This is a genomic window from Niveibacterium umoris, assembly GCF_014197015.1.
GTDB lineage: Bacteria > Pseudomonadota > Gammaproteobacteria > Burkholderiales > Rhodocyclaceae > Niveibacterium > Niveibacterium umoris.
In genome coordinates this window covers 2,434,108-2,456,644 of sequence record NZ_JACIET010000001.1, presented here as the reverse complement: position 1 = coordinate 2,456,644, position 22,537 = coordinate 2,434,108, and the positions used below count along the sequence as shown (strand labels likewise).

The following is a 22,537-nucleotide window of genomic DNA, read 5'->3' as shown; positions in this document are numbered from 1 at the left end:
GAATGAAATGCCCGCGACGGGTGAGGCCGCGCGCGTCGCCGGACGGTGCCGAAGCCTCCTTGATCGTCGGTGTAGCTCCCAGTGGTCCGGACATTGTGATGATTCAGTTGTGACCAAATCACGCGACCGTTTGGAATTGCTTCGCGGATACGTCTAGTGGCTGATCATCCAAGGCCGTTTTCCAGGGAATGACTTGCTGCCGTCGGGGGCTCTTGCTGTGCTCTTGCTTATGCCGCTACCACAGCCGCAGCCGGGCCCGTGAACGTGCGTACTGGATCGCTTGGGTTCGTGGCGCGCGCGCTCGTTGGTGGCGTGGGCGCTGCGGGTGTTGCCGTCCATCAGCGATAGCGCCGACAGGGTCTGCACCCGTGAGGCGCGTGTACCGCAGCGCGGGCAGAAGGTGGGCGCGTCGCGGCTGGCGATGCTGCGCAGGGTCTCGAAGCCGCCGCAGTCCGGGCACTCGTAGTCGTAGAGAGGCATGGCACAACTCCTGATCCGTGGGACTTGCCCTCTCCGCGGCGCGGAGAGGGCCTCATGCGCTTAAAGGTCGGGCGAGATCGGCATGTCGATCGAACCGTCGAGGTACTTCACCGGCCCGGCAGCGCTCGGGTTGATGTCGAACTCGAAGATGTCGGTCGGCAGCCACAGCGTGGCGCAGGCATTGGGGATATCGACGACGCCGCTGATGTGGCCCTGGCAGGGCGCGGTGCCGAGGATCGAGTACGCCTGCGCGCCGGAGTAGCCGAACTTCTTCAGGTACTCGATCGCGTTGAGGCAGGCCTGGCGGTAGGCAACATGCACATCGAGGTAGTGCTGCTTGCCTTGCTCGTCGACCGAGATGCCTTCGAAGATCAGGTAATCGTCGTACTTGGGCGTGATCGGGCTGGGCTTGAAGATCGGGTTCTTGATGCCGTACTTGGCCATGCCACCCTTGATCAGCGAGACCTTCATGTGCACCCAACCGGCCATTTCGATCGCGCCGCAGAAACTGATCTCGCCATCGCCCTGCGAGAAGTGCAGGTCGCCGACCGAGAGGCCCGCGCCTTCGACGTAGACCGGGAAGAAGATCTTCGAGCCACGCGACAGATCCTTGATGTCGCAGTTGCCGCCGTGTTCGCGTGGCGGCACGGTGCGCGCGCCTTCGGCGGCAATCTTCGCGGCCACCTCGCCCTTGGCCTTGCCCGCGTGCGCGGTCTTGGCGAACGGCGGGTTGGCGAGCGGCGGCACGCGATCGGGCTGGGTGGCGATGAAGTCCACTTCGCGCGTGTTCCAGGTTTCCAGCATCTTCGGGTCGGGCAGGCAGCCGATCAGGCCGGGGTGGATCAGGCCCGCGTAGCGCACGCCGGGCACATGGCGGCTCTTGGTGAACATGCCCTCGATGTCCCAGATCGATTTCTGCGCCTGCGGAAAGTGATCGACAAGGAAGCCGCCGCCGTTGTTCTTCGAGAAGAAGCCGTTGAAGCCCCACAGGCTGTCCTGCTTGGCGCCGATGTCGAGCAGCTCGACCACCAGCAGATCGCCCGGCTCGGCGCCGTGCACCCCGACCGGGCCGGAGAGGAAGTGCACCGTGGAAAGATCCACGTCGCGCACGTCGTCTGCGCTGTCGTTGTTCTGGATGTAGCCGCCGGTCCAGTCGTAGGTTTCCAGCACGAAGTCGTCTCCGGGCTTGACCCAGCAGGCCATCGGGATATCCGGATGCCAGCGGTTGTGGATGTTCTCGTTCTCGTAGGGCGACTGCTTCAGGTCGACTTTGATGAGTGTTTCAGGCATGGCACACCTCCTTGATAAGCGGGCGCGGCACTCGGGCCGCCCCCGGGAACTCCCGATGAAAACGCTTGATTGACTGCGCAGCCCTGCTGGCTAGACGGACAGGAACTGCTTGATGTGGCCGACGTCGGTGCTGGCACGCGGGCTCTCGTGAACCAGGCGCCCGCCTTCGATGACGAAGAGGCGGTCGGCCACGTCCATCGCAAAGCTCAGTACCTGCTCCGAGACGACGATCGTGATTTCGCGCATCTTGCGGATCTCGTTGAGCGCCTTGGCGATGTCCTTGATGATCGAAGGCTGGATCCCCTCGGTCGGTTCATCGAGCAGCAGCACCTTCGGATCGGTGACCAGCGCGCGTGCGATCGCCAGCTGTTGCTGCTGGCCGCCGGAAAGGTTGCCGCCCTTGCGACGGCGCATCTCCCACAACACCGGGAAGAGCGCATAGATCTCGTCCGGCACCTTCTTCACGGCGGCGTTCTCCAGCCCGGTCTGGATGTTTTCTTCGACCGACAGGGTGGGGAAGATCATCCGGCCTTGCGGCACATAGGCGATGCCCTTGGCGACGCGGCGGAAGCTCTCGTCTTTCGAGACTTCCTTCCCCGCCACCTGGATCGAGCCGCTGCGGGTGGGCAGCACGCCCATCAGCGATTTGAACAGCGTGGTCTTGCCCATGCCGTTGCGGCCCATGATCGCCACGGTTTCGTTCTTGTTCGCCTCGAACGAGATGCCGTGCAGGGCTTCGCTCTGGCCGTAACACACGACGAGATCGGATACGTTGAGCATGCTGGGGTTCCTTTCTCAGTGGCCCAGATAGACGTCGATGACCTTGGGGTCTTGCTGGACTTTCTCCATCGAGCCCTCGGCGAGGATCTTTCCCTGGTGCATCACGGTGACCTTGTGGGCGATCTGCGCAACGAAGGCCATGTCGTGCTCGATCACGATCATCGAGCGGTTCTTGCAGATACGTTTGAGCAGGTCCGCGGTCAGTTCGCGCTCGCGCGCGCTCATGCCGGCGATCGGCTCGTCGAGCATCAGCAGCTCCGGGTCCTGCATCAGCAACATGCCGATCTCCAGCCACTGCTTCTGGCCGTGCGAGAGCAGGCCGGCCTCCATGTCGAGCAGGTCGCCCAGGCCGATCTCGTTGGCCACGCTCTGCACCTGGTCGCGCACTTCCTGATCGCACTTGAAGGCGAGTGCGCCAAACACCCCGCGGCCACGCGGGAAGGACACCTCAAGGTTCTGGAACACGCTGAGGTTTTCGTAGATCGAAGGCGTCTGGAACTTGCGGCCGATGCCTGAACGCACCCGCTTGTATTCGGCCAGCCGCGTCATCTCCACGTTCTTGAACTTGATGCTGCCGGCGCTGGCCGCGGTGCGGCCGCAGATCAGGTCGAGCAGCGTGGTCTTGCCGGCGCCGTTGGGGCCGATGATCACGCGCAGCTCACCCTTGTCGACATACAGGTTCAGCGCGTCGATCGCCTTGAAACCATCGAAGGACACGGTCAGATCTTCCACCGCGAGTACGAAGTCGGTATTGCTCATGTGAGGCTCCCTTCAACGAGCAGGTATGCGATCAGGTGGCGCGGATCAGGCCGGGGATTTCGGCCTCTTCGGTTTGCGGCGCGCTGTCTGCCGGCGGCACCGCAAGGGCCTGTGATCTGATTTGAGTGGCCTTGCGGCGCGCGAGCCAGGGCTTGACGTGGCTGGTGTAGACACCGGCCAGTCCGTTCGGGAAGGCCATCACGACGCCGATGAAGAGGCTTGCCATGAGGAAGAGCCAGAGGTCGGGGAAGCTCTCGGAGAAATACGTCTTGCCGAAGTTCACCAGCAAGGCGCCGTACACCGCGCCGATCAGTGACATGCGCCCACCCACTGCGGCGAAGATCACCATCTCGATGCTCGGGACGATGCCGACGAAGCTCGGTGACATGAAGCCGACCTGCAGCGTGAACATCGCGCCGCCAATCGCCGAGAGCATCGCGGCGAGGCAGAAGGCGAACACCTTGAACATCGACACGTCGTAACCGGAGAAACGAACCCGGTCTTCTTTGTCGCGCATCGCGAGCAACAGCGTGCCGAGTTTGCTTTTCTGCACCCACAGGCAAAGGTAGATGCAGCCGAGCAGCAACGCGGCGTTGGCGAAGTAGAGGATGTACTTGGCGCTGTTGGTGCGGATGTCCCAGCCGAGCAGGGTCTTCAGATCGGTGATGCCGTTTACCCCGCCGGTGTAACCCTGCTGGCCGATGATCAGCACCGAGAGGATCAATGCCACCGCCTGCGTGATGATGGCGAAGTACACGCCGCCGACGCGGCGCTTGAACATCGCAAAGCTGATCACGAAGGCGAGTAGCGTGGGCACCAGCAGCACCGCGATCAGCGCAAACGGCAGGTACTTGAACGGTGCCCACCACAGCGGCAGCGCTGTCAGCTGGTTCCAGTCCATGAAGTCGGGGATGCCCGGTGTGGACTGGATCTTCGTGCTGATCGGGTCAGAGGCTTCGAGCTTGAGGAACATCGCCATCGCGTAGCCCCCGAGGCCAAAGAACACCCCCTGCCCGAGGCTCAGCACGCCGCCGTACCCCCAGCACATCACAAGGCCGATGGCGACGAAGCCGTAGGTGAGGTATTTGCCGACGAGATTGAGCCGGAAGATGTCCATCGCAAGCGGGAACACCACCAGAATCAGTGCGGCGAGTATGAGGAAACTGCCGAGGCCACGTTGATCGATGAATGCCTTGATCTTGTTCATGATGTGCTTCTCCGATAGTGCTTTGCAGGTCGGGCGCCGGGCGGGTACATGGGGCGATGACTAGCGGCGGATCTTTGAGGCGAACAGCCCCTGCGGCCGCATCATCAGGATCACCACGATGGTCATCAGCGTGAGCACCTTGGCCATCGAGCCGGTCATGAAGAATTCGCTGATCGATTGCATCTGCGCGATGCCGAAGGCCGAGGCCACCGTGCCAAGCAGACTGGCAGCACCCCCGAAGGTGACCACGAGGAAGGCATCGACGATGTAGAGCGATCCACTGGTGGGGCCGGTCGAACCGATCGTGGTGAAGGCTGCACCCGCAACGCCTGCGATGCCGCAGCCGATGGCATAGGTCAGGCGGTCGGTCTTCTTGGTATTGATGCCGATCGCGTTGGCCATCGCGCGGTTGGCAACCGTGGCCCGTACGCGCAGGCCCCAGCGGGATTTGTAGAGGGCCAGCAATATGCCGCTGGTGACGACAAGCGTCAGGGCCATCACGAAGAGGCCGTTGATCGGGATGTCGAGCCCTTCATGCGGCGACCAGGAACCCATCAGCCAGTCGGGCAGGGTAGGACTCACTTCCTTGGGGCCGATGAAGCTGCGGAAGCACTGCTGCATGCCGAGCGAGACGCCCCAGGTGGCCAGCAGCGTATCGAGCGGGCGCTTGTAAAGGTGACGGATCAAGGCCCATTCGACGAACCAGCCCGCCAGGAAAGTGACAAAGAAGGCCGCGACGATGGCGACCAGAAAATACGTTTGTGTGAATTGGGGGAAGAAGCTCTCGGAGAGCGAGGAGAACAGGAAGATGGTGTAGGCGCCCAGCGTCATGAACTCGCCATGCGCCATGTTGATCACCCCCATCTGGCCGAAGATGATCGCCAGGCCAAGGCCCATCAGCAGTAGCACCGCGAACAGGCTAAGCCCTGCGAAGCCTTGCATCATTCCGATGTTGAGCATGTCGGCGAATGCCATGGTGCTTACCTCCCAAGTACAGAGTGAAGTGCGTTTGCGTTACCGCGAGGCGGCCGTCACCCCGAGCCGCGTGGGCCGGGGTGACGGGTCAGGCTGTTACTGGTAACCCTTGGGGAAAGGATTCGGCTCGATCAGGTCCGGCGACTCGGCGACCACCTTGAACTGGCCGTCAGCCTGGGCCTGGCCGATACGTGTCTTGCTCCACAGGTGATGGTTGGCGTGGATCTTCACGTAGCCTTCAGGCGCGCCCTTGAACTCGATGTCCTTCGACGCTGCCGCGACCTTGTCGACATCGAAGCTGCCCGCTTTCTCGACGGTTGCCTTCCACAACCACGGGCCCAGGTAGGCCGCCTGCGTCACATCGCCAATCACCGCCTTGGCGCCGTACTTGGCCTTGAAGGCCTGCACGAAGGCCTTGTTGTTGGCGTTGTCGAGCGACTGGAAGTACTTCATCGAGGCGTAGAAGCCGGCCATGTTCTCGCCACCGATACCCAGCACTTCGTCTTCGGTGACCGAGATCGTCAGCAGCGTCTGCTTCGCGGCCGTCACACCGGCAGCCTTGAGCTGCTTGTAGAAGGACACGTTCGAGCCACCCACCACCGCGATGAAGATGACATCCGGCTTGGCCGCCTTGATCTTGTTGATCAGCGAGTTGAACTGGGTGTGACCGAGCGGGTAGTACTCCTCACCCACGACCTTGCTGCCGGCGAGGTGGCCCTCGATGTGCTTGCGCGCGATCTTCATCGAGGTGCGCGGCCAGATGTAATCAGAGCCGACGAGGAAGTAGGTCTTGGCCTTCTTCTCCTTCGACACCCAGTCGAGGCCCCAGAGAATCTGCTGGGTCGCTTCCTGGCCGGTGTAGATCACGTTCTTGGATTGCTCGAGGCCCTCGTAGAAGGTGGGGTAGTAGAGCATCCCGTTTTCCTTCTCGAAGATCGGCAGCACCGCCTTGCGCGAGGCCGATGTCCAGCAGCCGAACACTGCTGCGACGCGGTCGTTGATCAGCAGCTTCTTTGACTTTTCGGCGAAGGTCGGCCAGTCAGAGGCGCCGTCTTCCTTGATCACTTTGATCTTGCGGCCGAGCACGCCGCCCATCGCGTTGATCTGGTCGATCGCCAGTTGTTCGGCCTGGATAGAGCCGGTCTCCGAGATCGCCATGGTGCCGGTGGCCGAGTGAAGCTGGCCGACGGTGACTTCGGTATCGGTTACGGCCAGCTTGGTCGTGTTCACCACTGCGGTGGCCGGCGGCGCGGCTTGGCCTACGGCAGACAGACCAATCAGCGGCAGGGCGACGATGCCCTGCATGAGATGGCGACGAAGGGTGGATCGGGGCTTGGGCGAAGCGTGGTCACGCATGATGGTCTCTCCTGATGAACGCGGGCTTCAAAGCAACGCAGCCGGGTTTCTTGTTCCGCACTGGCCGCCGCGGCGGTCGTGATGTGCTGCGTTGTTGGAACGCACTTTGGGATCAGGGGCGGAGACGCGAAATAAGTCATTTGACGTACTGCGCATACGCACTGCGCACACCAGAATCGGCGCCACACACTGCACGCAATCGGGCACGCCGCTTGCGTGCGTCCGGCGTGAACATTGGCGTCGACGCGCGCGTTTCAGAGGGATTACGGGTGGACCAGGAAGTCGCCAAAGCGCAGCCGGTACAGCGCATCATGAAGGTGCGGCGGGACTACAACCGCTGGGTGTCGGACGAAACGCTGGAGGACTACGCGCTGCGATTCACGCCGCGCAGTTTCCGAAAATGGAGCGAGTTCCGGGTCGCGAATACCGCTTTTGGTGCAGTGTCCTTCCTTGCACTGGAGGCGATTGGTGCAGCCATCACCCTGAGCTACGGCTTCACCAACGCAATGTGGGCGATCGCCGTGGTCAGCCTGGTGATCTTCCTCACCGGTCTGCCGATTGCGTATCGCGCTGCGCGCCACGGGCTCGACATGGATCTGCTGGCGCGTGGTGCGGGCTTTGGCTATCTCGGCTCCACGATCACCTCGCTGATCTACGCCAGCTTCACCTTCATCTTCTTTGCCATCGAAGCGGCGATCATGGCGCAGGCCTTCGAGCTCTGGTTCGGCATGCCACGCGGCGTGGGCTACCTGCTCAGTGCACTGATCGTGGTGCCGCTGGTGACCCACGGCGTCACCCTGATCAGCCGTCTGCAGATATGGACCCAGCCGGTGTGGCTGCTGCTGCTGGTCCTGCCTTTCATCGCGGTGGCAATCAAGAATCCGGAGGCCTTCGTCGCCTTCAGTTCGCTCAACGGCAGCAGCGCCGGCAGCGATGAATTCTCATGGGCTGCGTTCGGTGCGGCAGCCACGGTGGCGGCATCGCTGATCGCGCAGATTGGCGAGCAGGTGGACTTCCTGCGTTTCATGCCAGAGCCCACGCCCGGCCGCAAGCTGCGCTGGTGGCTGGCGGTGATCGTGGCCGGGCCGGGCTGGATCCTGATGGGCGCGGCCAAGATGGTCGGTGGCGCCTTCCTGGCCTTCCTTGTCTTGCAGCACGAAATGCCACTGTCGCGTGCGCTCGAACCGATGCAGATGTACCTGATCGGCTTCCGGGAGGTGGTCGGCGATCACGGGGGGGCAATCTTCCTTGCCGGCGTGTTCGTCATCGTGTCGCAGCTGAAGATCAACATCACCAACGCCTACGCCGGGTCGCTCGCCTGGTCCAACTTCTTCGCGCGGCTGACGCACAGCCATCCGGGGCGTGTGGTGTGGCTGGCCTTCAACGTGCTGATCGCTGTGCTGCTGATGGTGATGGGCGTGTTCGAAGCGATCGAGCAGGTGCTGGGCCTCTACGCACACCTTGCAGTGGCCTGGGTCGGCGCGGTGGTGGCCGATCTGGTGATCAGCAAACCGCTGGGCCTCTCGCCCAGAACCATCGAATTCCGCCGCGCCTACCTGTACGACATCAACCCCTCCGGTTTCGGCGCTATGGTGATTGCGTCGGTGCTGTCTGTGGCGGTCTACGTGGGGCTGTTCGGCGAGGGCCTGCGCCCGGCCTCCACAGGTATCGCCTTGCTGGTGTCGCTGCTCGCCGCGCCGCTGATTTCGCTGCTCACGCGGCAGCGTTACACGATTGCGCGCACGCCGGTGGACTTCGGGCCGCGGCACCGCGTGATGCGCTGCGCGATATGCCGCAACAAGTTCGAATCGGACGACATGGCGCACTGTCCGGCCTACGGTGGCTCGATCTGTTCGCTATGCTGCACGCTGGACGCGCGTTGCGGCGACCGCTGCAAGACCGGCGCGCGGGTGCACGAACAACTCGCCGATCTGTTGGCCGGTTGGCTACCGCATCGCGTGTCGCTGCCGATGGCGCGTCGCGTCGGGCAGTTCGCGCTCGTGCTTGGCGGCATGGTCTGCGTGTTCGGCGCCATGCTCTGGCTCTTGTATGCACAGGAGTTGCTGCATCCCGGCGGCCCGGTGTCGGCCGACCTCGCGCCGCTGTTCTGGAAGGTGTTCGCCGGGATCTTCCTGCTTACCGCGGTGGCGGCTTGGTGGCTGGTGCTGGCGAACGAGAGCAGGGTGGTCGCGCAGGAGGAATCGGATCGGCAGAACCAGCTCTTGCAGCGCGAGATCGATGCCCACCGCCAGACCGACGCCGCGCTGCAGAAGGCGAAAGAGGTCGCCGAAAGCGGCAACCTTGCCAAGAGCCGCTTCGTTACCGGTATGAGCCACGAGATGCGCGCGCCGCTCAACAGCATCCTCGGCTATTCGCAGGTGCTCTTGCGCCAGCAGGCGCTGGCGGGCGGCTTGCGTGATGCGGTCAGCACCATCCACCGCAGCGGCGAACACCTCGCCAGCCTGGTCGATGGCTTGCTCGATCTGTCGCGCATCGAGGCGGGCAAGCTGCGGTTGGAGCAGGAAGGGCTGTACCTGGAGGAATTCTTTACCGAAATCGTCAAGATGTTCCGCCCGCTGGCAGAAAGCTCCGGCCTCAGCTTTCACTACGAGGCGCGCGGCCACTTGCCGCAGCGCGTGCATGCCGACCCCAAGCGCTTGCGCCAGATCCTCATCAACCTGCTAGGCAACGCGGTCAAATTCACCGAGCACGGCCAGGTTTGCCTGCGTGTGCGCTACCGCCGCGAGATTGCGCACATCGAGGTGATCGACACCGGGGTCGGCATCGATGCGGCCGAGCATGAGCGCATCTTCCAGCCCTTCGAACGTGGCGCCGGCCGGGTGGGGGCGGAGGGCACCGGGCTCGGGCTCACCATCACGCGTCTGCTCGTTGAATTGATGGGCGGTGACATTCAGCTCTACAGCAGGCGGGGCGAAGGGAGCCGTTTCGTCGTGCGGCTCTACCTGCCGACCTTGCCGAGCGTCGAAGTCAGCGCGCTGGCGGCGCCGGTCAGCGGTTACCTCGGGCGGCGTCAGCAGGTGCTGATCGTGGACGACGAAGCCGCGCATCGTGGCGTGCTGCGCGCGATGCTGCAGCCGCTCGGCTTCCTCATCGAAGAAGTCGATAGCGGTGCCGCCTGCCTGGCGGTGCTGGCCGAGCGCACGCCGGATCTTCTGCTGCTCGACATCAGCCTGCGCGACACGACCGGATGGGTGATCTGCCGCCAACTGCGCGAAGCCGGGCACAGCACACTCGCGATCGTGATGGTGTCCGCCAACGCGCATGACAACACCGAGCAGGCGCGGGCGCAGAGCGGTTGCAATGGCTTTGTCACCAAACCGGTGGCCGAGGCGGATCTGCTTGAACAGGTACGCAGTGCGCTGGGCATCGAGTGGTTGCACGCCGCGCCGGCGGCAGCGCCACGCATCGTCCCGCCCGGCCCCGACGTGCTGCGAGAACTGCTGGCGCTGGCCGCTGGCGGATACCCGCGAGCGTTGCGGGCGCGGCTTGAAGAATTGGGCGACGACAGCCCTGACCTCGCACCCTGGGCCGCGCGCTCCCTGGCGCTGATCGGCACTGATGATGCCGCGCTTACCGCAACCCTCAGCCAGACCTTGCAAGACCATGCATTCAGTTGAAGAAGCCTGTGACGTACTGCTTGTCGATGACAGCGCTGATGCGTTGGCACTGCTGTCTCTTGAACTGGGGGCCGTTGGCCTTCAGGTGCACACTGCCGCCAGCGGGGAGCTAGCGCTTGCATACCTGGCCAAACACCTTCCGGGAGCGATTCTGCTCGACGTGCAGATGCCCGGCATGGATGGCTTTGAAACCTGCGAGCGGATTCGCGATCAGAGCGAAGACGTTCCGGTGATCTTCATGACTGGCCTGGGCGAGACCGAACACATCGTGCGGGGCTTTGCGGTGGGCGGTAATGATTACGTCACCAAGCCGGTGTCGCCGCCCGAAGTGATCGCGCGGCTGCAGGCCCACACCCGCACCGCGCGCCTGGTGCGCGCCACGCGCGAGGCGGTGAACGCCAGCAGCAATGCCATGCTGGCGGTGGACGAAACCTCGCAACTTCTGTGGTGCAACGACGCTGCGCGGCAGCTGCTCAGCGCGCTGGAGCCGGGCTTGAACCTCAACGAAGGGCTCAGAATGCCGCCTCATCTGGCGGGGCTCCTGACTGGGCTGGGCGAGCAGACCAGCACGTCGCTTTCGCTTTTAAATGGCGCCCTGCAAGCGCGGCGCGTGAGCGAGTCGGCACAGGCCATCACGGTCTTCACGCTCACCGCCGCGGGCACGGGCTCGAGCAAGCGTGCCGCTGCCGAGCTGACTGCGCGGGAGAGCGAAGTGCTGCTGTGGGTAGCGCGCGGCAAGACCAATCGCGATATCGGCGAAATTCTTGGGATGAGCCCCCGCACCGTGAACAAGCATCTTGAACACATCTTCGAAAAGCTAGGGGTGGAGACCCGAACGGCGGCAGCTTCAGCGGCTGCCCGCGCTTTGGGCAGGGAGTAACGCTTGTTCTTGGTTGGGGCAGCACGCACCAAGGTCATGGTTGCGAGAGCTCTGTGGAAGCACTCAATCCATCGGGGTCGAACGTCGGCATCGCGGGCGTGATCGACTATTGACCCCGGTGCCATCTGCAAAAGTCGAATTTCTGCTCGTTGGCCGAGATCGCGCAAACTGTGGTCGAGATCGAAAAGCCGCTGCCGCTGCAGAGCCGCGATTACCGTGACAGGTTTGAACGTCAGCTTTAGGGTGGTTCTTGCGACCATGGGATTTCAAAGCTGACGTTCGCGTGCTGACGGAACACGATTGCCTGGGTGTCGGCTAAGGCCGAGAGCGGTCGGACTTGGCCAAATATCTGTACGCGGCAGATGGAGTTTGCGATTCAGCGGTATGTCGGTGATCCGCACTGGCGTACGGGACCGCCAAACTGCGATCGTGTCCCGACGCGCGATGTCAGTCTTGATTCTGTTGCCTCTGGCGAGAGGCGTGGCAAGCACATCCTGAAGCAAGAGTGCTGCGTTATCCGCTGGCGCCCGCATGGCGCCGTATTCGACGTTTGCACCTATATTGCACGCAAGTCGCAAGAATGCTGCGAGATCGTCGTTCGTTTGCACCTTCAACCGACGGTGGAGAGGGAGCCAGGGCGCGGAAGCCCGCACGGTTGCTCGGGGACTGTTTGCGCCTTTATTAGGACAAACCAGTTGCTGGTGCGTCTTAATAAAGGCGCAAACGAGTCTGGCTGCGCCCGGCGCGCCGTATGCGACCAGACCTGCTGAATTCTTGCACCCTGCGCACCTGCGGGCGCAATGCGCATGAGGGGCAAAGGCGGCTGAGGTTGCTTGCGGATGTTCTTCAGCGAAGTGCGAACGGCGGGGGGGAGGGGGGCGGTCCAAAGCCTCCGTCGGGTTCGCGCTAAGGCGGTTGCATGGCTACAGCGCGAAGTTTCAAATTCTGCTTCTACGAAGCAGTCATGCAAGAAAGTGCTCTTGCGGTGATTACCGCGCGGCCTGAAGCGGCATGCGTAGCGATGCGCGAACCGCCTCCTTGTCCGGTTTTCAAGCTAGTTTCAACGTCTGTAGACCTCTTTGGGCTTAAGCGCACAAGCCTTCAACCTCCTGCGTCAGAGGAAACAACCTGGTGCACCTCAACACCGGGGCGATGTGCAACGGTTGCGTCGCAACAGAAAGCAAGATGCGGGGGGGCGGGTAACGCCGCTTGTGCCATTGCGCCTTGGAGGCTTGACGGGCCTAGCCCGGGGAGCGGTACACTGGCGCTGTACTGAAAGCGCTTTCAAAACCTACAACAGCCTTTCAGGTTGTCCAAATCCAGAGGAGATAGGCATGCGTGTAATGATCCAGCGCCGCGCGATCGCGGTGGCTGTCGTGGCGGGTTTGTTCGGGGCGTCGGCCAGTGCCGCCACAACCATTACGGTGGCAGCTTTTCCGGCGCTTGACGCGGCGGTGAAGGCGGCGATCCCGCTCTACAAGAAGACGCATCCCGACGTCGAGATCAAGCTGGTGAGCCTCGCTTACGGTGACCACCATGTGGCGATGACGACTTCGCTGGCCACCGGTGCGAACTTGCCCGACGTGATGGCGATTGAAGTCGGCTTCATCGGCAAGTTCTCGGAGTCGGGCGGCCTCGAAGATCTGAACAAGCCGCCGTACAACGCGGGTCAGTACAAGGACAAGTTCGCGCGCTTCACCGAGCCGCAGGCGACGAGCGCCAGCGGTGGGCTCGCCGCGATTCCGACCGATATCGGCCCGGGCACGCTGCTGTACCGCAAGGATCTGATGGACAAGGCCGGCATCACCGAGGCGGATCTGACCAAGAGCTGGGAGTCATACATCGAGTCCGGCAAGAAGCTCAAGGCCGCGACCGGCGCCTATCTGGTGGCCAGCGCGGCCGACATCAAGGACATCTACATCCGCTCGGGCCTGAAGGATGGCGAAGGAATCTACTTCGACAAGGCAGGCAAGAGCGTGGTCGATTCGCCACGCTTCGTGAAGGCCTTCGAACTGGCCAAGGCGGCCCATGTGGCTGGCGTCGACGGCAAGATCGGCGCCTGGACCAATGAATGGTCGGAAGGCTTCAAGCGCGGCCAGATCGGCACGCAGATGATGGGCGCCTGGCTGGCTGGCCACCTGTCGACCTGGCTGGCGCCGAACACCAAGGGCGCGTGGCGTGCGGCGCAACTGCCGAACGGCGCCTTTGCGTCCTGGGGTGGTTCGTTCTACGCGATTCCGAGCAAGGCGGCCCACAAGCCCGAGGCTTGGGAGTTCATCAAGTTCCTGACGCTCGACAAGAACATGCAGATCGAGGCGTTCCGCAAGCTTGACGCCTTCCCGGCGCTGATCGAAGCGCAGAACGATCCCTTCATCGATCAGCCGATCGATTTCCTCGGCGGCCAGAAGGCACGCCAGCTGTGGAAGGTCGCTGCCGAGAAGATCCCGGCGATCGATGTCGACAAGTACGACTCGATCGCGCAGGAAATCGTCAATGCCGAGCTCGAGAAGGTCCTGGAGCAGAACAAGGACATTCCGAAGGCACTGGCTGACGCAAAGGCCTTGATCGAGCGGCGCGCACGCCGTCGTTAAGTTCCCCCGGCCGGGGCGGATGTCTTCTCCCACACCCCCCCGGGATTTGCCCCGGCCACCCTTTCAACCGGAGTCAGTAATGGAAGCGCCGATGTCTATCACTCGGTCGGGTGCTGCTGCACCCGCGAAAAGCCGTCGCAGGCTACAGCCATGGGAATGGGCACCCTATGTGTTCATCAGCCCGTTCTTCATCCTGTTCCTGTGTTTCGGGCTCTTCCCGCTGCTGTTCTCTGTCTGGCTGTCGTTTCACACCTGGGACGCGGCAACCGGTCTGGGGGGGATGCACTGGGTTGGCATCGAGAACTACACCTTCGTGCTGGGCGACGAGTGGTTCCAGAAGTCGCTCTACAACACCTTCTGGCTGGCACTGGCGTCCGGATTGCCGCAACACCTCGTGGCGATTCCGCTCGCGTTCTTTGCGCATACCTATCTTGCCAAGTGGCGCAATACGGTCGTCGGCATCTACTTTCTGCCCTTCATCACGTCGAGCGTCGCGATCGCGCTGGTCTTCAATTCGCTGTTCTCGCGTGATTTCGGCGTCGTCAATCTGGCCCTGACCACGATCGGCAATTTCGACGTGGCAGGTGTTCATCCGTTTGCCTGGCTTTTCCCGACCACGAACATCGACTGGGGTCAGCCGCAGTACACGAAATCGATGATCGCTTTCCTGGTGTTCTGGCGTTACGTCGGCTGGAACACGGTGCTGTACCTCTCGGCCCTGCAGACGATCCCGCATGACCTCTATGAGGCTGCGACGATCGACGGTGCGTCGCGCCGGCAGCAGTTCTGGTACATCACGCTGCCCTTGCTCAAGCCGATGATGTTCTTCGCGGTCACGCTGACGATCATCGGCAACCTGCAGCTGTTCGAGGAGCCCTTCATCATCACCGGCGGTACCGGTGGGCTGGACCAGGCGGGCAAGACCGCGGCCATGCACATGTACAACACCGCCTTCGTCGATAGCGATTTCGGCACCGCCAGCGCGGTCGCCTGGATCCTGTTCGTGCTCATTGCCGTGCTGACCACGGTGAACAACAAGCTCTTTGCGCATAAGGACTGACGCCATGGCCATCGTTCAAAAGCGCGTCAGCCCATCCCGCTGGTTTGCGTACTTCGTCGTCGTAGCGGGTTCGGTGATCATGCTGGCGCCGTTCTGGTTCATGTTCGTGTTCGCCACGCACACCAACACCGAGATCCTGTCGGTGCCGCCCCCGCTGTGGTTCGGCAGCGCGTTCCTCGACAACGTCGCACTGCTGCTGCAGAAGCTGCCCTACTTCTGGCACAACCTGGGCTGGAGCTTCTACATCGCGATTGCGGTCACGGCGCTCAACCTGTTCTTCTGCTCGCTCGCGGGTTATGCCTTCGCGATGTACCACTTCCGCTTCAAGGAACGGCTGTTCGCGGTGATCATGGCCACGGTGATGCTGCCGGCCTTTGTCGGCATGATCCCGACTGCGCTGGTGATGAGCTGGCTGGGCTGGATGAACCAACCCAAGGCGCTGATCGTGCCGTCTGCCTGCAGCGCCTTCGGCATCTTCATGATGCGGCAGTACATCACCACCGCGATTCCGCGCGAACTGGCCGAAGCGGCCCGCATCGATGGCTGCAGCGAGTTCGGCATCTACTGGCGCATCGTGCTGCCGCTGATTTCACCCGCGCTCGGCACGCTCGGCCTCGTCACCTTCATCGGCACCTGGAACAATTTCGCCGGTCCGCTGATCGTGATCCGCGATATGGAGATGTTCACCGTGCCGCTCGCCCTGCGCGCATTGCAAGGGACCGGCATGGTGCCGTGGGGGGCGATCTCTGCCGGTTCTGCGATTGCAGTGCTGCCATTGCTGGTGCTCTTCGTCATCTCGTCGCGACGCCTGATCGCCGGGCTGACCTCGGGCGCGATCAAGGGCTGAGTACCAAAACAAAAATGACGGTTTGCGCGTAATGAAAACCCTTGCCTCCGCACTTCCCGACGCCGCTGCGAGCGCGCCCTTTCCGGCTGACTTCATCTGGGGTGTTGCCACCAGCGCCTACCAGATCGAAGGTGCAGCCCATGAAGGGGGGCGTGGTCCGTCGATCTGGGATGTGTTCGCCGCCACGCCGGGCAAGGTTGCCGGCGGCGACACCGGCGAGCATGCTTGCGACCACTACCATCGCTATCGCGAAGACGTAGCGCTGATGCAGTCGCTCGGCGTCGACGCCTATCGCTTCTCGATTGCCTGGCCGCGTGTGCAACCCGATGGCGCAGGCGCCTGGAACGAGGAGGGCTGGGCCTTCTATGGTCGCCTGCTCGATGCGCTCGACGACGCGGGCATCGCCGCGCATGCCACGCTGTATCACTGGGATCTGCCGCAGGCGCTTGAGGACAAGGGCGGCTGGCGTAACCGCGATACCGCGGCACGTTTCGCCGACTATGCCGCCGAATTCGTGCGCCGCTTCGGTGAGCGGGTAAAGACGATCGCCACCCACAACGAGCCGCTGTGCACCGCGATGATCGGCCATGAGGAAGGGCGCTTCGCGCCGGGGCTGAAAGACCGCAAGGCGGCTTACCAGGTTGCGCATCATCTGCTGCTGTCGCATGGCCTCGCGATGCAGGCGATGCGTGCGGCCGGGGCGCGCGCCGCTCTGGGCATCGTGCTGAACCAGTCGCCCGCGTATCCCGCCGCGCCCACCGAAGACGCCCGCATTGCGGCCCGTCTTGCCGATGCGATGTGCAATCGGCTCTTCATGGATCCGCTGTTCCGCGGTGCCTATCCAGCGGACTTGCTTGCGCATCTGGGCGCCGACGCGCCGGTGGTGCTGCCGGGTGACATGGCCCTCATTGGCGCGCCGCTCGACTTCCTCGGCATCAATTACTACAGCCGCATCTGGGCGGGGGCGCCCGCCGGACAGCCGGCGCCGTGCGCGCTGGGTGTCACCGACATGGGCTGGGAAATCTATCCGCAGGGCCTCACCGAGCACCTGGTGCGGATCGCGCGCGACTACAACCCGCCGCCGATCTACATCACCGAAAACGGCGCAGCGTGTGTCGATGTGCCCGAAGCGGGGGCGGTGCACGACCCGCAGCGTATCCGGTTTCTCGCGTCGCACATCGCGGCCCTTCGTTCAGCGATGGCGCAGGGGGCGGACGTGCGGGGCTATTTCGCCTGGAGCCTGCTCGACAACTTCGAGTGGGACTCCGGCTATGCAAAGCGTTTCGGGCTGGTGTTCGTCGACTACCCGACGCAGCAGCGCACGCTCAAGGACAGTGCACTTTGGTACCACGACTGGATCGTGGGGCAGCGTCGTGCTGCATCGGTTAGGGAGTCGTAAATGGCAACACTGCATCTTCGCAACATCCGCAAGTCCTATGACGGCGGTACGGAAGTCATCAAGGGCCTCAATCTGGACGTCGCCGACGGCGAATTCATGGTGTTCGTCGGCCCGTCCGGCTGCGGCAAATCGACCATGCTCCGCATGATTGCCGGGCTGGAAGACATTACCGAGGGCGAACTGCTGATCGATGGCCAGCGTGCCAATGACGTGCAGCCCTCCAAGCGCGGCATCGCCATGGTGTTCCAGAGCTACGCCCTGTATCCGCACATGACGGTGGGCGAGAACATGGGCTTCGCGCTCAAGCTCGACGGTAAACCGAAGGAAGAGGTGAAGGCTGCGGTGGGCCGCGCGGCCGAGATCCTGCAGATCTCTCACCTCCTGGATCGCAGACCCAAGGCCTTGTCCGGCGGACAGCGTCAGCGCGTGGCGATCGGGCGTTCCATCGTTCGCAAGCCCAAGGTCTTCCTGTTCGATGAGCCGCTCTCCAACCTCGACGCGGCGCTGCGTGTGCAGATGCGGATCGAGCTGGCAAAGCTGCATGACGAGCTCAAGACCACGATGATCTACGTCACCCATGACCAGGTCGAAGCGATGACGCTCGGCGACCGCATCGCGGTGTTCAACGGTGGCAAGGTCGAACAGGTCGGCCGGCCGCTCGACCTCTACAAGCAACCGGTCAATCAGTTCGTCGGCGCCTTCCTCGGCAGCCCGCAGATGAATTTCATCGAATGCCGCTCCGGCGACCAGCTTGGCGACATGATGGAACTGCACTTCGGCGACGTCGTGCGGCGCGTCCAGGTGGCGGGCCCGATTGCCGCAGCCAAGGGTGACACCTTGCACCTTGGCGTGCGCCCGGAAGACCTGCAGGTGGTTGGCGCGAGCATTGGCCTGCCGGCGCGGGTCGAACTGGTCGAACACCTGGGCGACGCGACGATCGTCTACGCGACCGATGCCGTCTCGGGCGCGCCGCTCACGCTCAAGGCGACCGATTTTCCCGACGAGGTTCGCGTCGGTGCGCGCATCGGCTTGTCGCCCCGCGCCGGCGCTTTTCACCTGTTTGCGGCCGATGGCCGCAGCCTTACGCGGCAGTAAGCGATGTTTGCGCCCGCACACCGCATCGATCCGGCATCGCGCTCTGCGAGGGCGCTAGCCGATGAACCGACCACCTCCGGCTACTCCTGTGGCCAGTTCGCGGCAGGCCTCCCGTCACCGGAGGTCTGCCTGCCTTTTTTGAGGAGTGGGGGCGTGCGCCAACAGCGTTCGGGTTTTTTGCGGATCAAATGAAAGCGCTGTCATTTGATCTGGGTTTTGGATGTGGGCGTGAAGTTGAAAACGTCAAAGAAACAGAGTCTTGGGAGTTTTCGTGCGATTGCAGTAGTGAAAGCGCATTCGCCGTGTAGTTCGCACAAGCCTTGCGCGCTTGGCACCTGAACGCCCCAGCGGGGCATTTACAAAAAGTGAGGAGAGCAATAATGAGGACCACTCTAACGACCGGCCGCCGTCAGATTGTTTGTGCGGTTGCCATGGCGCTGGCCGGTTTGGCTGCCACCACCGCCCATGCCGACATCTCGGTCAGCGGCGACGTGCAGGCGCGCGTCGGCACGCTGACCCGCAGCGGCGATTTCGCCGCCGGCTATGACACCACGAAGACCTCGGTTGACGGCCTCTTTGCCCTCTTCCTGTCCGGCACCAAGGATCTGAAGAACGGCTACAACATCGGCTTCAACTGCAACACCGTGGCGACCACGGTGAGCGGTGCCAATGCGGCGTGGCAGAAGAACGCATTGCCGGTTCAACACAACTGGGACGCCTTCTTCGCCGGCCAGGACAACTACGCGCAGAACGGCCACGGCGGTTTCTCGTCGTATGGCGACGTGAACGGCGACAGCAAGGGCCCGATGTGTAACGACGAGGTCTACGGCACGCTGGTCACGCCTTATGGCCGTCTGCAGGTCGGCAACATCATGAACCCGATGCGCCTGCTGTACGACCTGACCACCGTTGATCCGGTGTGGGGCGACCAGCGCGGCTACTACGCGATGTCCGACATCCGCGGCAACGCACTGCGCTACGGCAACAGCTTCGGCCCGGTCGGCGTCGAGCTGCAGTTCCAGACCGAAAGCAACGCCAACGCGTCGGGTGACAACAAGAGCAATGGCTACGCCTACACCGGCGTGGTGACCTATGACTTCGGCAACGGCAGCCTGCTCGGTGCTGGCCTGCTGTATTCGGATGGCGATTTCGGCGACAAGTACGTCACCGCCAGTGCCGCCAAGGTCAACCACATGTCGTACGGCCTCACCGGCAAGACCCGCCTCGGTCCGGTCAACCTCGCGGCGACCTACCACTACGGCTACAACCGTCCGAAGGACTTCGAGCAGCAGTACGGCAGCAAGAACTTCATCGACGAGGGTGACCTGACCTTCAAGGCAACCTACGACATCGCCGGATGGAGCCTGCAGGGTTACGCCAGTTTCGAAACGATGAAGTGGAACACCCCGGCCTCGTGGGGCGCGAAGTACACGATCGTTGAAGGCGTCGGCGCCGGCCAGACCTTCAACCGGCTGAAGACCGAGCGCGTGAACCTCGATTTCTGGGCGCTCTACAACCTCGGCATCGGCGCGCAGCCGTACTTCCGCATCAACACGATCAGCAAGAAGTACACCACGCCGGATATCGCGACTTTCGAGGCGGACACCCGCGCGACGAAGTTCGAGGCTGGCTGGCTGATGCACTTCTGATCGCTGCAAGCAGGTCCCGCCAACCGGCCTTGTGCCGGGTAGGCGGGCGCTGCCCGGCTTGCGACGGTGACATGCCGTCGCAAGCCGCGTGGCCGACGACCCGCCGTCAATAAAGGCGGGCGCATATGAAGACACGTTTGGAGGAGAAGGCCATGAGCAGGCTTTTCGCGCTCGCGCTGGCGGTGGGGCTCGCATGCCTCGCACCGCATGCGCTCGCGCAGGATTCGGCGCCAGTGCGCATCGGCGTACTCGGGACTTTCAGCGGCCCGACGGCGGAGGCCGGGCAGTCCATGCGCCAGGGTGTGCGCCTGGCTGTCGAGGAACTCAACTGGAAGGGCGGGCTCGCCGACCGGAAGATCGTGCTGGTCGAAGTCGACGACCAGAATGACCCGGACCGTGGCGAAGAGGAAGCCAAGCGGCTGGCCGCCCGCGGCGGGGTCGATTACGTCGTCGGTCTGAGCAACAGCGCAGTTGCCATGCGCGCGCTGCAACCCCTGCAGGAAGCCGGCGTGCCGGTGCTGATCGCGGGTGCTTCGGACTCATCCCTGACGCGGCTGTTCGAGCCGCCGATGCACAAGCTCAACTACGTCTTCCGCGTCGCGGCGAACGACCTTGCCCAGGCCGACCTGATCGTGCGCGAGACCATCGACCGCCAGCACTACAAGCGGCTCGGCATCCTCGTCGAGTCCTCGCCCTACGGCAATGCAGGGCGCGACATGGTGCGCGAACGCCTGCGCCGCCGCCTCTACGCGCCGCCCTTCAACGGCAAGGCCGACGATGTGCGCGGCTGGGTGCGCGATGCCGAAGGCGCGATGCAGGCCCCCTTCGTCGCCCAGTTCCAGAGCGGGCAGACCGACATGGCCGGCTTGCTCAACCAGGCCCGCGCCGCGCAGGTGGACGCGCTGGTGGTGTGGGGCCAGACCGCCGAAACCGCGGCAATCGCCCGCACCCGTGCCCGCATGGGCTGGTCGGTGCCGATCGTCGGGGGCAGTGATCTTGCCAGCGCCGCGTTCGTGAAGGGCGCCGGCAAAGCGGGGCAAGCGGTGCGCATGCCGACCACGATGGTGGCAGACCCGATCAATTCGCGCCGGCAGGAATTCCTGCTCGCACTGAAACGACAGGGGGGCGCCGAGGCGCTCGCGGTGTTGCCTGCCGCGGCCCAGGGTTACGACGCGATGCTGTTGCTGGCGGCGGCGAGCCGCCAAGCGCAGAGTGCCGAGCGCAATGCGGTGCGTGCCGCGCTGGAAGCGCTCAAGGGTGGTGTGTTCGGTGTCATCACCACCTATCAGGCGCCGTTCTCGCGCGAGAACCATGAGGCCATCTCGGCCGACATGGTCGGCATCGGCGAGATCCAGGGCGAGCGGATCGCGTACGCCCACAAGGACGAAGTGAGCGCCATCATTGTTGGCAAACGCATCGCCGCGGGCACGCCGCAGCGCCCCTGATCGTGTTGCGACCAGCCACCCTAACGGCGAAGCGGGCGGGAGGAGGCCCGGACGACAAGTTCGGGTCGCGGCAGCTGCCCGAGTTTGGGTTCGCCGTGGATCATGCTGACCAGCGCGCGCGCGGCGATCTCGCCCATCTCGTAGGCCGGTTGCTTCACGGTTGTCAGCGGGGGCACGACATAGTTGGAGACGGGCAAGTCGTCGAAGCCGACGATCGAGATGTCCTCCGGCACCCGGATGCCGTGCGTGTGCAGCGCGAGTCGTGCGCCGAACGCCGATTGATCGTTGGCGGCGAACACCGCCGTGAAGGGGGTGCGCGCCGCGATCAGTTGGTTGATTGCGAGCAGGCCGCCGGGTTCATGGAAGTCGGCGTGTACGACCAGATCATCGTCGAACGCGATACCCGCGTCGATGAGCGCTTCGCGATAGCCGCGCAGGCGCTCGAGCGAGTCGAAATGATCCAGCGGGCCTGCGACATGCGCGATGCGTCGGTGCCCCAGGTCGATCAGATGCTCGGTTGCGATGCGGGCGCCGGCGTAGTCATCAAAGCGCAGGCTGGTGAGGTTGTCCGCTTCGAGATCGCGGCCGGTCACCACCAGCGGCACCTCGCCCGCGTAACGGATGAGTTCGTCGTCGGGCAGACTGCCAGTCAGCACGATCAGGCCATCGACCCGGCGCGAGAGCAGATGCTCAAGGCGCTCGACCTCGTCGCGCAGGATCCAGTGGCCGCTGACGATCAGCGGAATGGCGCCGGTGTCCTTGAGCGCATCTTCAATACCCCGCAGCGCTTCACCGTAGAAGGGCGAAGCGATGTCCTGCGTGAGCACGCCAATGCTGTTGGTGCGACCTTGTGCCAGCCCGCGCGCCAGGGCGTTCGGGCGGTAGTTGAGCTGCTTGATCACGGCGGCGACCGCGGCGCGCTTCTTGTCGCTGACACGTGCCGAACCGTTGAGGATGCGCGACACGGTTGCCGGCGATACGCCTGCTGTGCGCGCCACCATTTCGAGCGTGATGTTCTCGGGCAGATCAGTTTTCTTGGTGTGTTCGGACGTCATGTCGAAGGGGGGAAGTGCTGTGTTCGATTCG

General features: G+C 63.5%; 17 protein-coding genes. 9 read left to right on the top strand and 8 right to left on the bottom strand.

Annotation, left to right across the window (positions count from 1 at the left end; all coding sequences use genetic code 11):
- Positions 1-153 precede the first annotated feature (153 nt).
- The 7 genes from GGR36_RS11015 to urtA all read right to left on the bottom strand — a co-directional run bounded on the left by GGR36_RS11015 (position 154) and on the right by urtA (position 6,847).
- The gene (locus GGR36_RS11015; RefSeq protein ID WP_183634638.1) at positions 154-480 is read right to left on the bottom strand and encodes a zinc ribbon domain-containing protein; all 327 of its coding nucleotides are present in this window, start codon (positions 478-480) and stop codon (positions 154-156) included.
- Positions 481-540: 60 nt separating this feature from the next.
- A complete protein-coding gene (gene fmdA / locus GGR36_RS11010; RefSeq protein ID WP_172200029.1) occupies positions 541-1,770 on the bottom strand; it encodes a formamidase in 1,230 nt (409 codons plus the stop codon).
- 90 nt (positions 1,771-1,860) lie between these two features.
- Positions 1,861-2,550: an urea ABC transporter ATP-binding subunit UrtE gene (urtE, locus tag GGR36_RS11005; RefSeq protein WP_183634637.1), complete on the bottom strand. Its 690-nt coding sequence runs from the start codon at positions 2,548-2,550 to the stop codon at positions 1,861-1,863.
- Positions 2,551-2,565: 15 nt separating this feature from the next.
- Positions 2,566-3,309, bottom strand: coding sequence for an urea ABC transporter ATP-binding protein UrtD (urtD, locus tag GGR36_RS11000; protein WP_183634636.1), 744 nt, complete (start codon positions 3,307-3,309; stop codon positions 2,566-2,568).
- 31 nt (positions 3,310-3,340) lie between these two features.
- Entirely contained in the window at positions 3,341-4,516 is a 1,176-nt protein-coding gene (urtC, locus tag GGR36_RS10995; RefSeq protein WP_183634635.1) for an urea ABC transporter permease subunit UrtC, read from the bottom strand.
- A 60-nt stretch (positions 4,517-4,576) separates the two neighbouring features.
- Complete coding sequence (urtB, locus tag GGR36_RS10990) at positions 4,577-5,491, bottom strand: urea ABC transporter permease subunit UrtB (protein ID WP_183634634.1); 915 nt, start codon at positions 5,489-5,491, stop codon at positions 4,577-4,579.
- Positions 5,492-5,587: 96 nt separating this feature from the next.
- Positions 5,588-6,847, bottom strand: a complete 1,260-nt coding sequence (gene urtA, locus GGR36_RS10985) for an urea ABC transporter substrate-binding protein (protein WP_183634633.1) — start codon at positions 6,845-6,847, stop codon at positions 5,588-5,590.
- A 227-nt stretch (positions 6,848-7,074) separates the two neighbouring features.
- Here urtA and GGR36_RS22270 point away from each other — a divergent pair, with 227 nt between their 5' ends.
- The 9 genes from GGR36_RS22270 to GGR36_RS10940 all read left to right on the top strand — a co-directional run bounded on the left by GGR36_RS22270 (position 7,075) and on the right by GGR36_RS10940 (position 21,451).
- Positions 7,075-10,485: a hybrid sensor histidine kinase/response regulator gene (locus GGR36_RS22270; RefSeq protein ID WP_221229523.1), complete on the top strand. Its 3,411-nt coding sequence runs from the start codon at positions 7,075-7,077 to the stop codon at positions 10,483-10,485.
- A complete protein-coding gene (locus tag GGR36_RS10975; protein ID WP_183634632.1) occupies positions 10,472-11,365 on the top strand; it encodes a response regulator transcription factor in 894 nt (297 codons plus the stop codon). Before GGR36_RS22270 ends, GGR36_RS10975 begins: the two co-directional genes overlap by 14 nt.
- Positions 11,366-12,699: 1,334 nt before the next feature.
- On the top strand, positions 12,700-13,956 hold the full coding sequence (locus GGR36_RS10970; protein WP_183634631.1) for an ABC transporter substrate-binding protein: 1,257 nt from the start codon (positions 12,700-12,702) through the stop codon (positions 13,954-13,956).
- A 91-nt stretch (positions 13,957-14,047) separates the two neighbouring features.
- Positions 14,048-15,016, top strand: a complete 969-nt coding sequence (locus GGR36_RS10965; RefSeq protein WP_183634630.1) for a carbohydrate ABC transporter permease — start codon at positions 14,048-14,050, stop codon at positions 15,014-15,016.
- A gap of 4 nt (positions 15,017-15,020) precedes the next feature.
- The gene (locus GGR36_RS10960) at positions 15,021-15,863 is read left to right on the top strand and encodes a carbohydrate ABC transporter permease (protein ID WP_183634629.1); all 843 of its coding nucleotides are present in this window, start codon (positions 15,021-15,023) and stop codon (positions 15,861-15,863) included.
- Positions 15,864-15,894: 31 nt separating this feature from the next.
- Positions 15,895-17,262: a GH1 family beta-glucosidase gene (locus GGR36_RS10955; RefSeq protein ID WP_183634628.1), complete on the top strand. Its 1,368-nt coding sequence runs from the start codon at positions 15,895-15,897 to the stop codon at positions 17,260-17,262.
- Positions 17,263-18,357, top strand: a complete 1,095-nt coding sequence (locus GGR36_RS10950; protein WP_183634627.1) for an ABC transporter ATP-binding protein — start codon at positions 17,263-17,265, stop codon at positions 18,355-18,357.
- A gap of 380 nt (positions 18,358-18,737) precedes the next feature.
- On the top strand, positions 18,738-20,006 hold the full coding sequence (locus GGR36_RS10945) for a porin (protein ID WP_183634626.1): 1,269 nt from the start codon (positions 18,738-18,740) through the stop codon (positions 20,004-20,006).
- Between the two features lie 152 nt (positions 20,007-20,158).
- Positions 20,159-21,451, top strand: coding sequence for an ABC transporter substrate-binding protein (locus GGR36_RS10940; protein ID WP_183634625.1), 1,293 nt, complete (start codon positions 20,159-20,161; stop codon positions 21,449-21,451).
- 20 nt (positions 21,452-21,471) lie between these two features.
- Here the strand turns inward: GGR36_RS10940 and GGR36_RS10935 are convergent, their stop codons facing one another.
- The gene (locus tag GGR36_RS10935) at positions 21,472-22,506 is read right to left on the bottom strand and encodes a LacI family DNA-binding transcriptional regulator (protein ID WP_183634624.1); all 1,035 of its coding nucleotides are present in this window, start codon (positions 22,504-22,506) and stop codon (positions 21,472-21,474) included.
- Positions 22,507-22,537: the final 31 nt, after the last annotated feature.

What these genes read in the sequence shown, in the direction of transcription:
- urtC (WP_183634635.1), bottom strand. Translation starts at nt 4,516, where the DNA reads ATGAACAAGATCAAGGCATTCATCGATCAACGTGGCCTCGGCAGTTTC.
- urtE (WP_183634637.1), bottom strand. Translation starts at nt 2,550, where the DNA reads ATGCTCAACGTATCCGATCTCGTCGTGTGTTACGGCCAGAGCGAAGCC.
- urtB (WP_183634634.1), bottom strand. Translation starts at nt 5,491, where the DNA reads ATGGCATTCGCCGACATGCTCAACATCGGAATGATGCAAGGCTTCGCA.
- GGR36_RS10975 (WP_183634632.1), top strand. Translation starts at nt 10,472, where the DNA reads ATGCATTCAGTTGAAGAAGCCTGTGACGTACTGCTTGTCGATGACAGC.
- GGR36_RS10970 (WP_183634631.1), top strand. Translation starts at nt 12,700, where the DNA reads ATGCGTGTAATGATCCAGCGCCGCGCGATCGCGGTGGCTGTCGTGGCG.
- GGR36_RS10945 (WP_183634626.1), top strand. Translation starts at nt 18,738, where the DNA reads ATGAGGACCACTCTAACGACCGGCCGCCGTCAGATTGTTTGTGCGGTT.
- GGR36_RS10960 (WP_183634629.1), top strand. Translation starts at nt 15,021, where the DNA reads ATGGCCATCGTTCAAAAGCGCGTCAGCCCATCCCGCTGGTTTGCGTAC.
- GGR36_RS10940 (WP_183634625.1), top strand. Translation starts at nt 20,159, where the DNA reads ATGAGCAGGCTTTTCGCGCTCGCGCTGGCGGTGGGGCTCGCATGCCTC.
- GGR36_RS10965 (WP_183634630.1), top strand. Translation starts at nt 14,048, where the DNA reads ATGTCTATCACTCGGTCGGGTGCTGCTGCACCCGCGAAAAGCCGTCGC.
- GGR36_RS10950 (WP_183634627.1), top strand. Translation starts at nt 17,263, where the DNA reads ATGGCAACACTGCATCTTCGCAACATCCGCAAGTCCTATGACGGCGGT.
- GGR36_RS10935 (WP_183634624.1), bottom strand. Translation starts at nt 22,506, where the DNA reads ATGACGTCCGAACACACCAAGAAAACTGATCTGCCCGAGAACATCACG.
- GGR36_RS11015 (WP_183634638.1), bottom strand. Translation starts at nt 480, where the DNA reads ATGCCTCTCTACGACTACGAGTGCCCGGACTGCGGCGGCTTCGAGACC.
- fmdA (WP_172200029.1), bottom strand. Translation starts at nt 1,770, where the DNA reads ATGCCTGAAACACTCATCAAAGTCGACCTGAAGCAGTCGCCCTACGAG.
- urtA (WP_183634633.1), bottom strand. Translation starts at nt 6,847, where the DNA reads ATGCGTGACCACGCTTCGCCCAAGCCCCGATCCACCCTTCGTCGCCAT.
- urtD (WP_183634636.1), bottom strand. Translation starts at nt 3,309, where the DNA reads ATGAGCAATACCGACTTCGTACTCGCGGTGGAAGATCTGACCGTGTCC.
- GGR36_RS10955 (WP_183634628.1), top strand. Translation starts at nt 15,895, where the DNA reads ATGAAAACCCTTGCCTCCGCACTTCCCGACGCCGCTGCGAGCGCGCCC.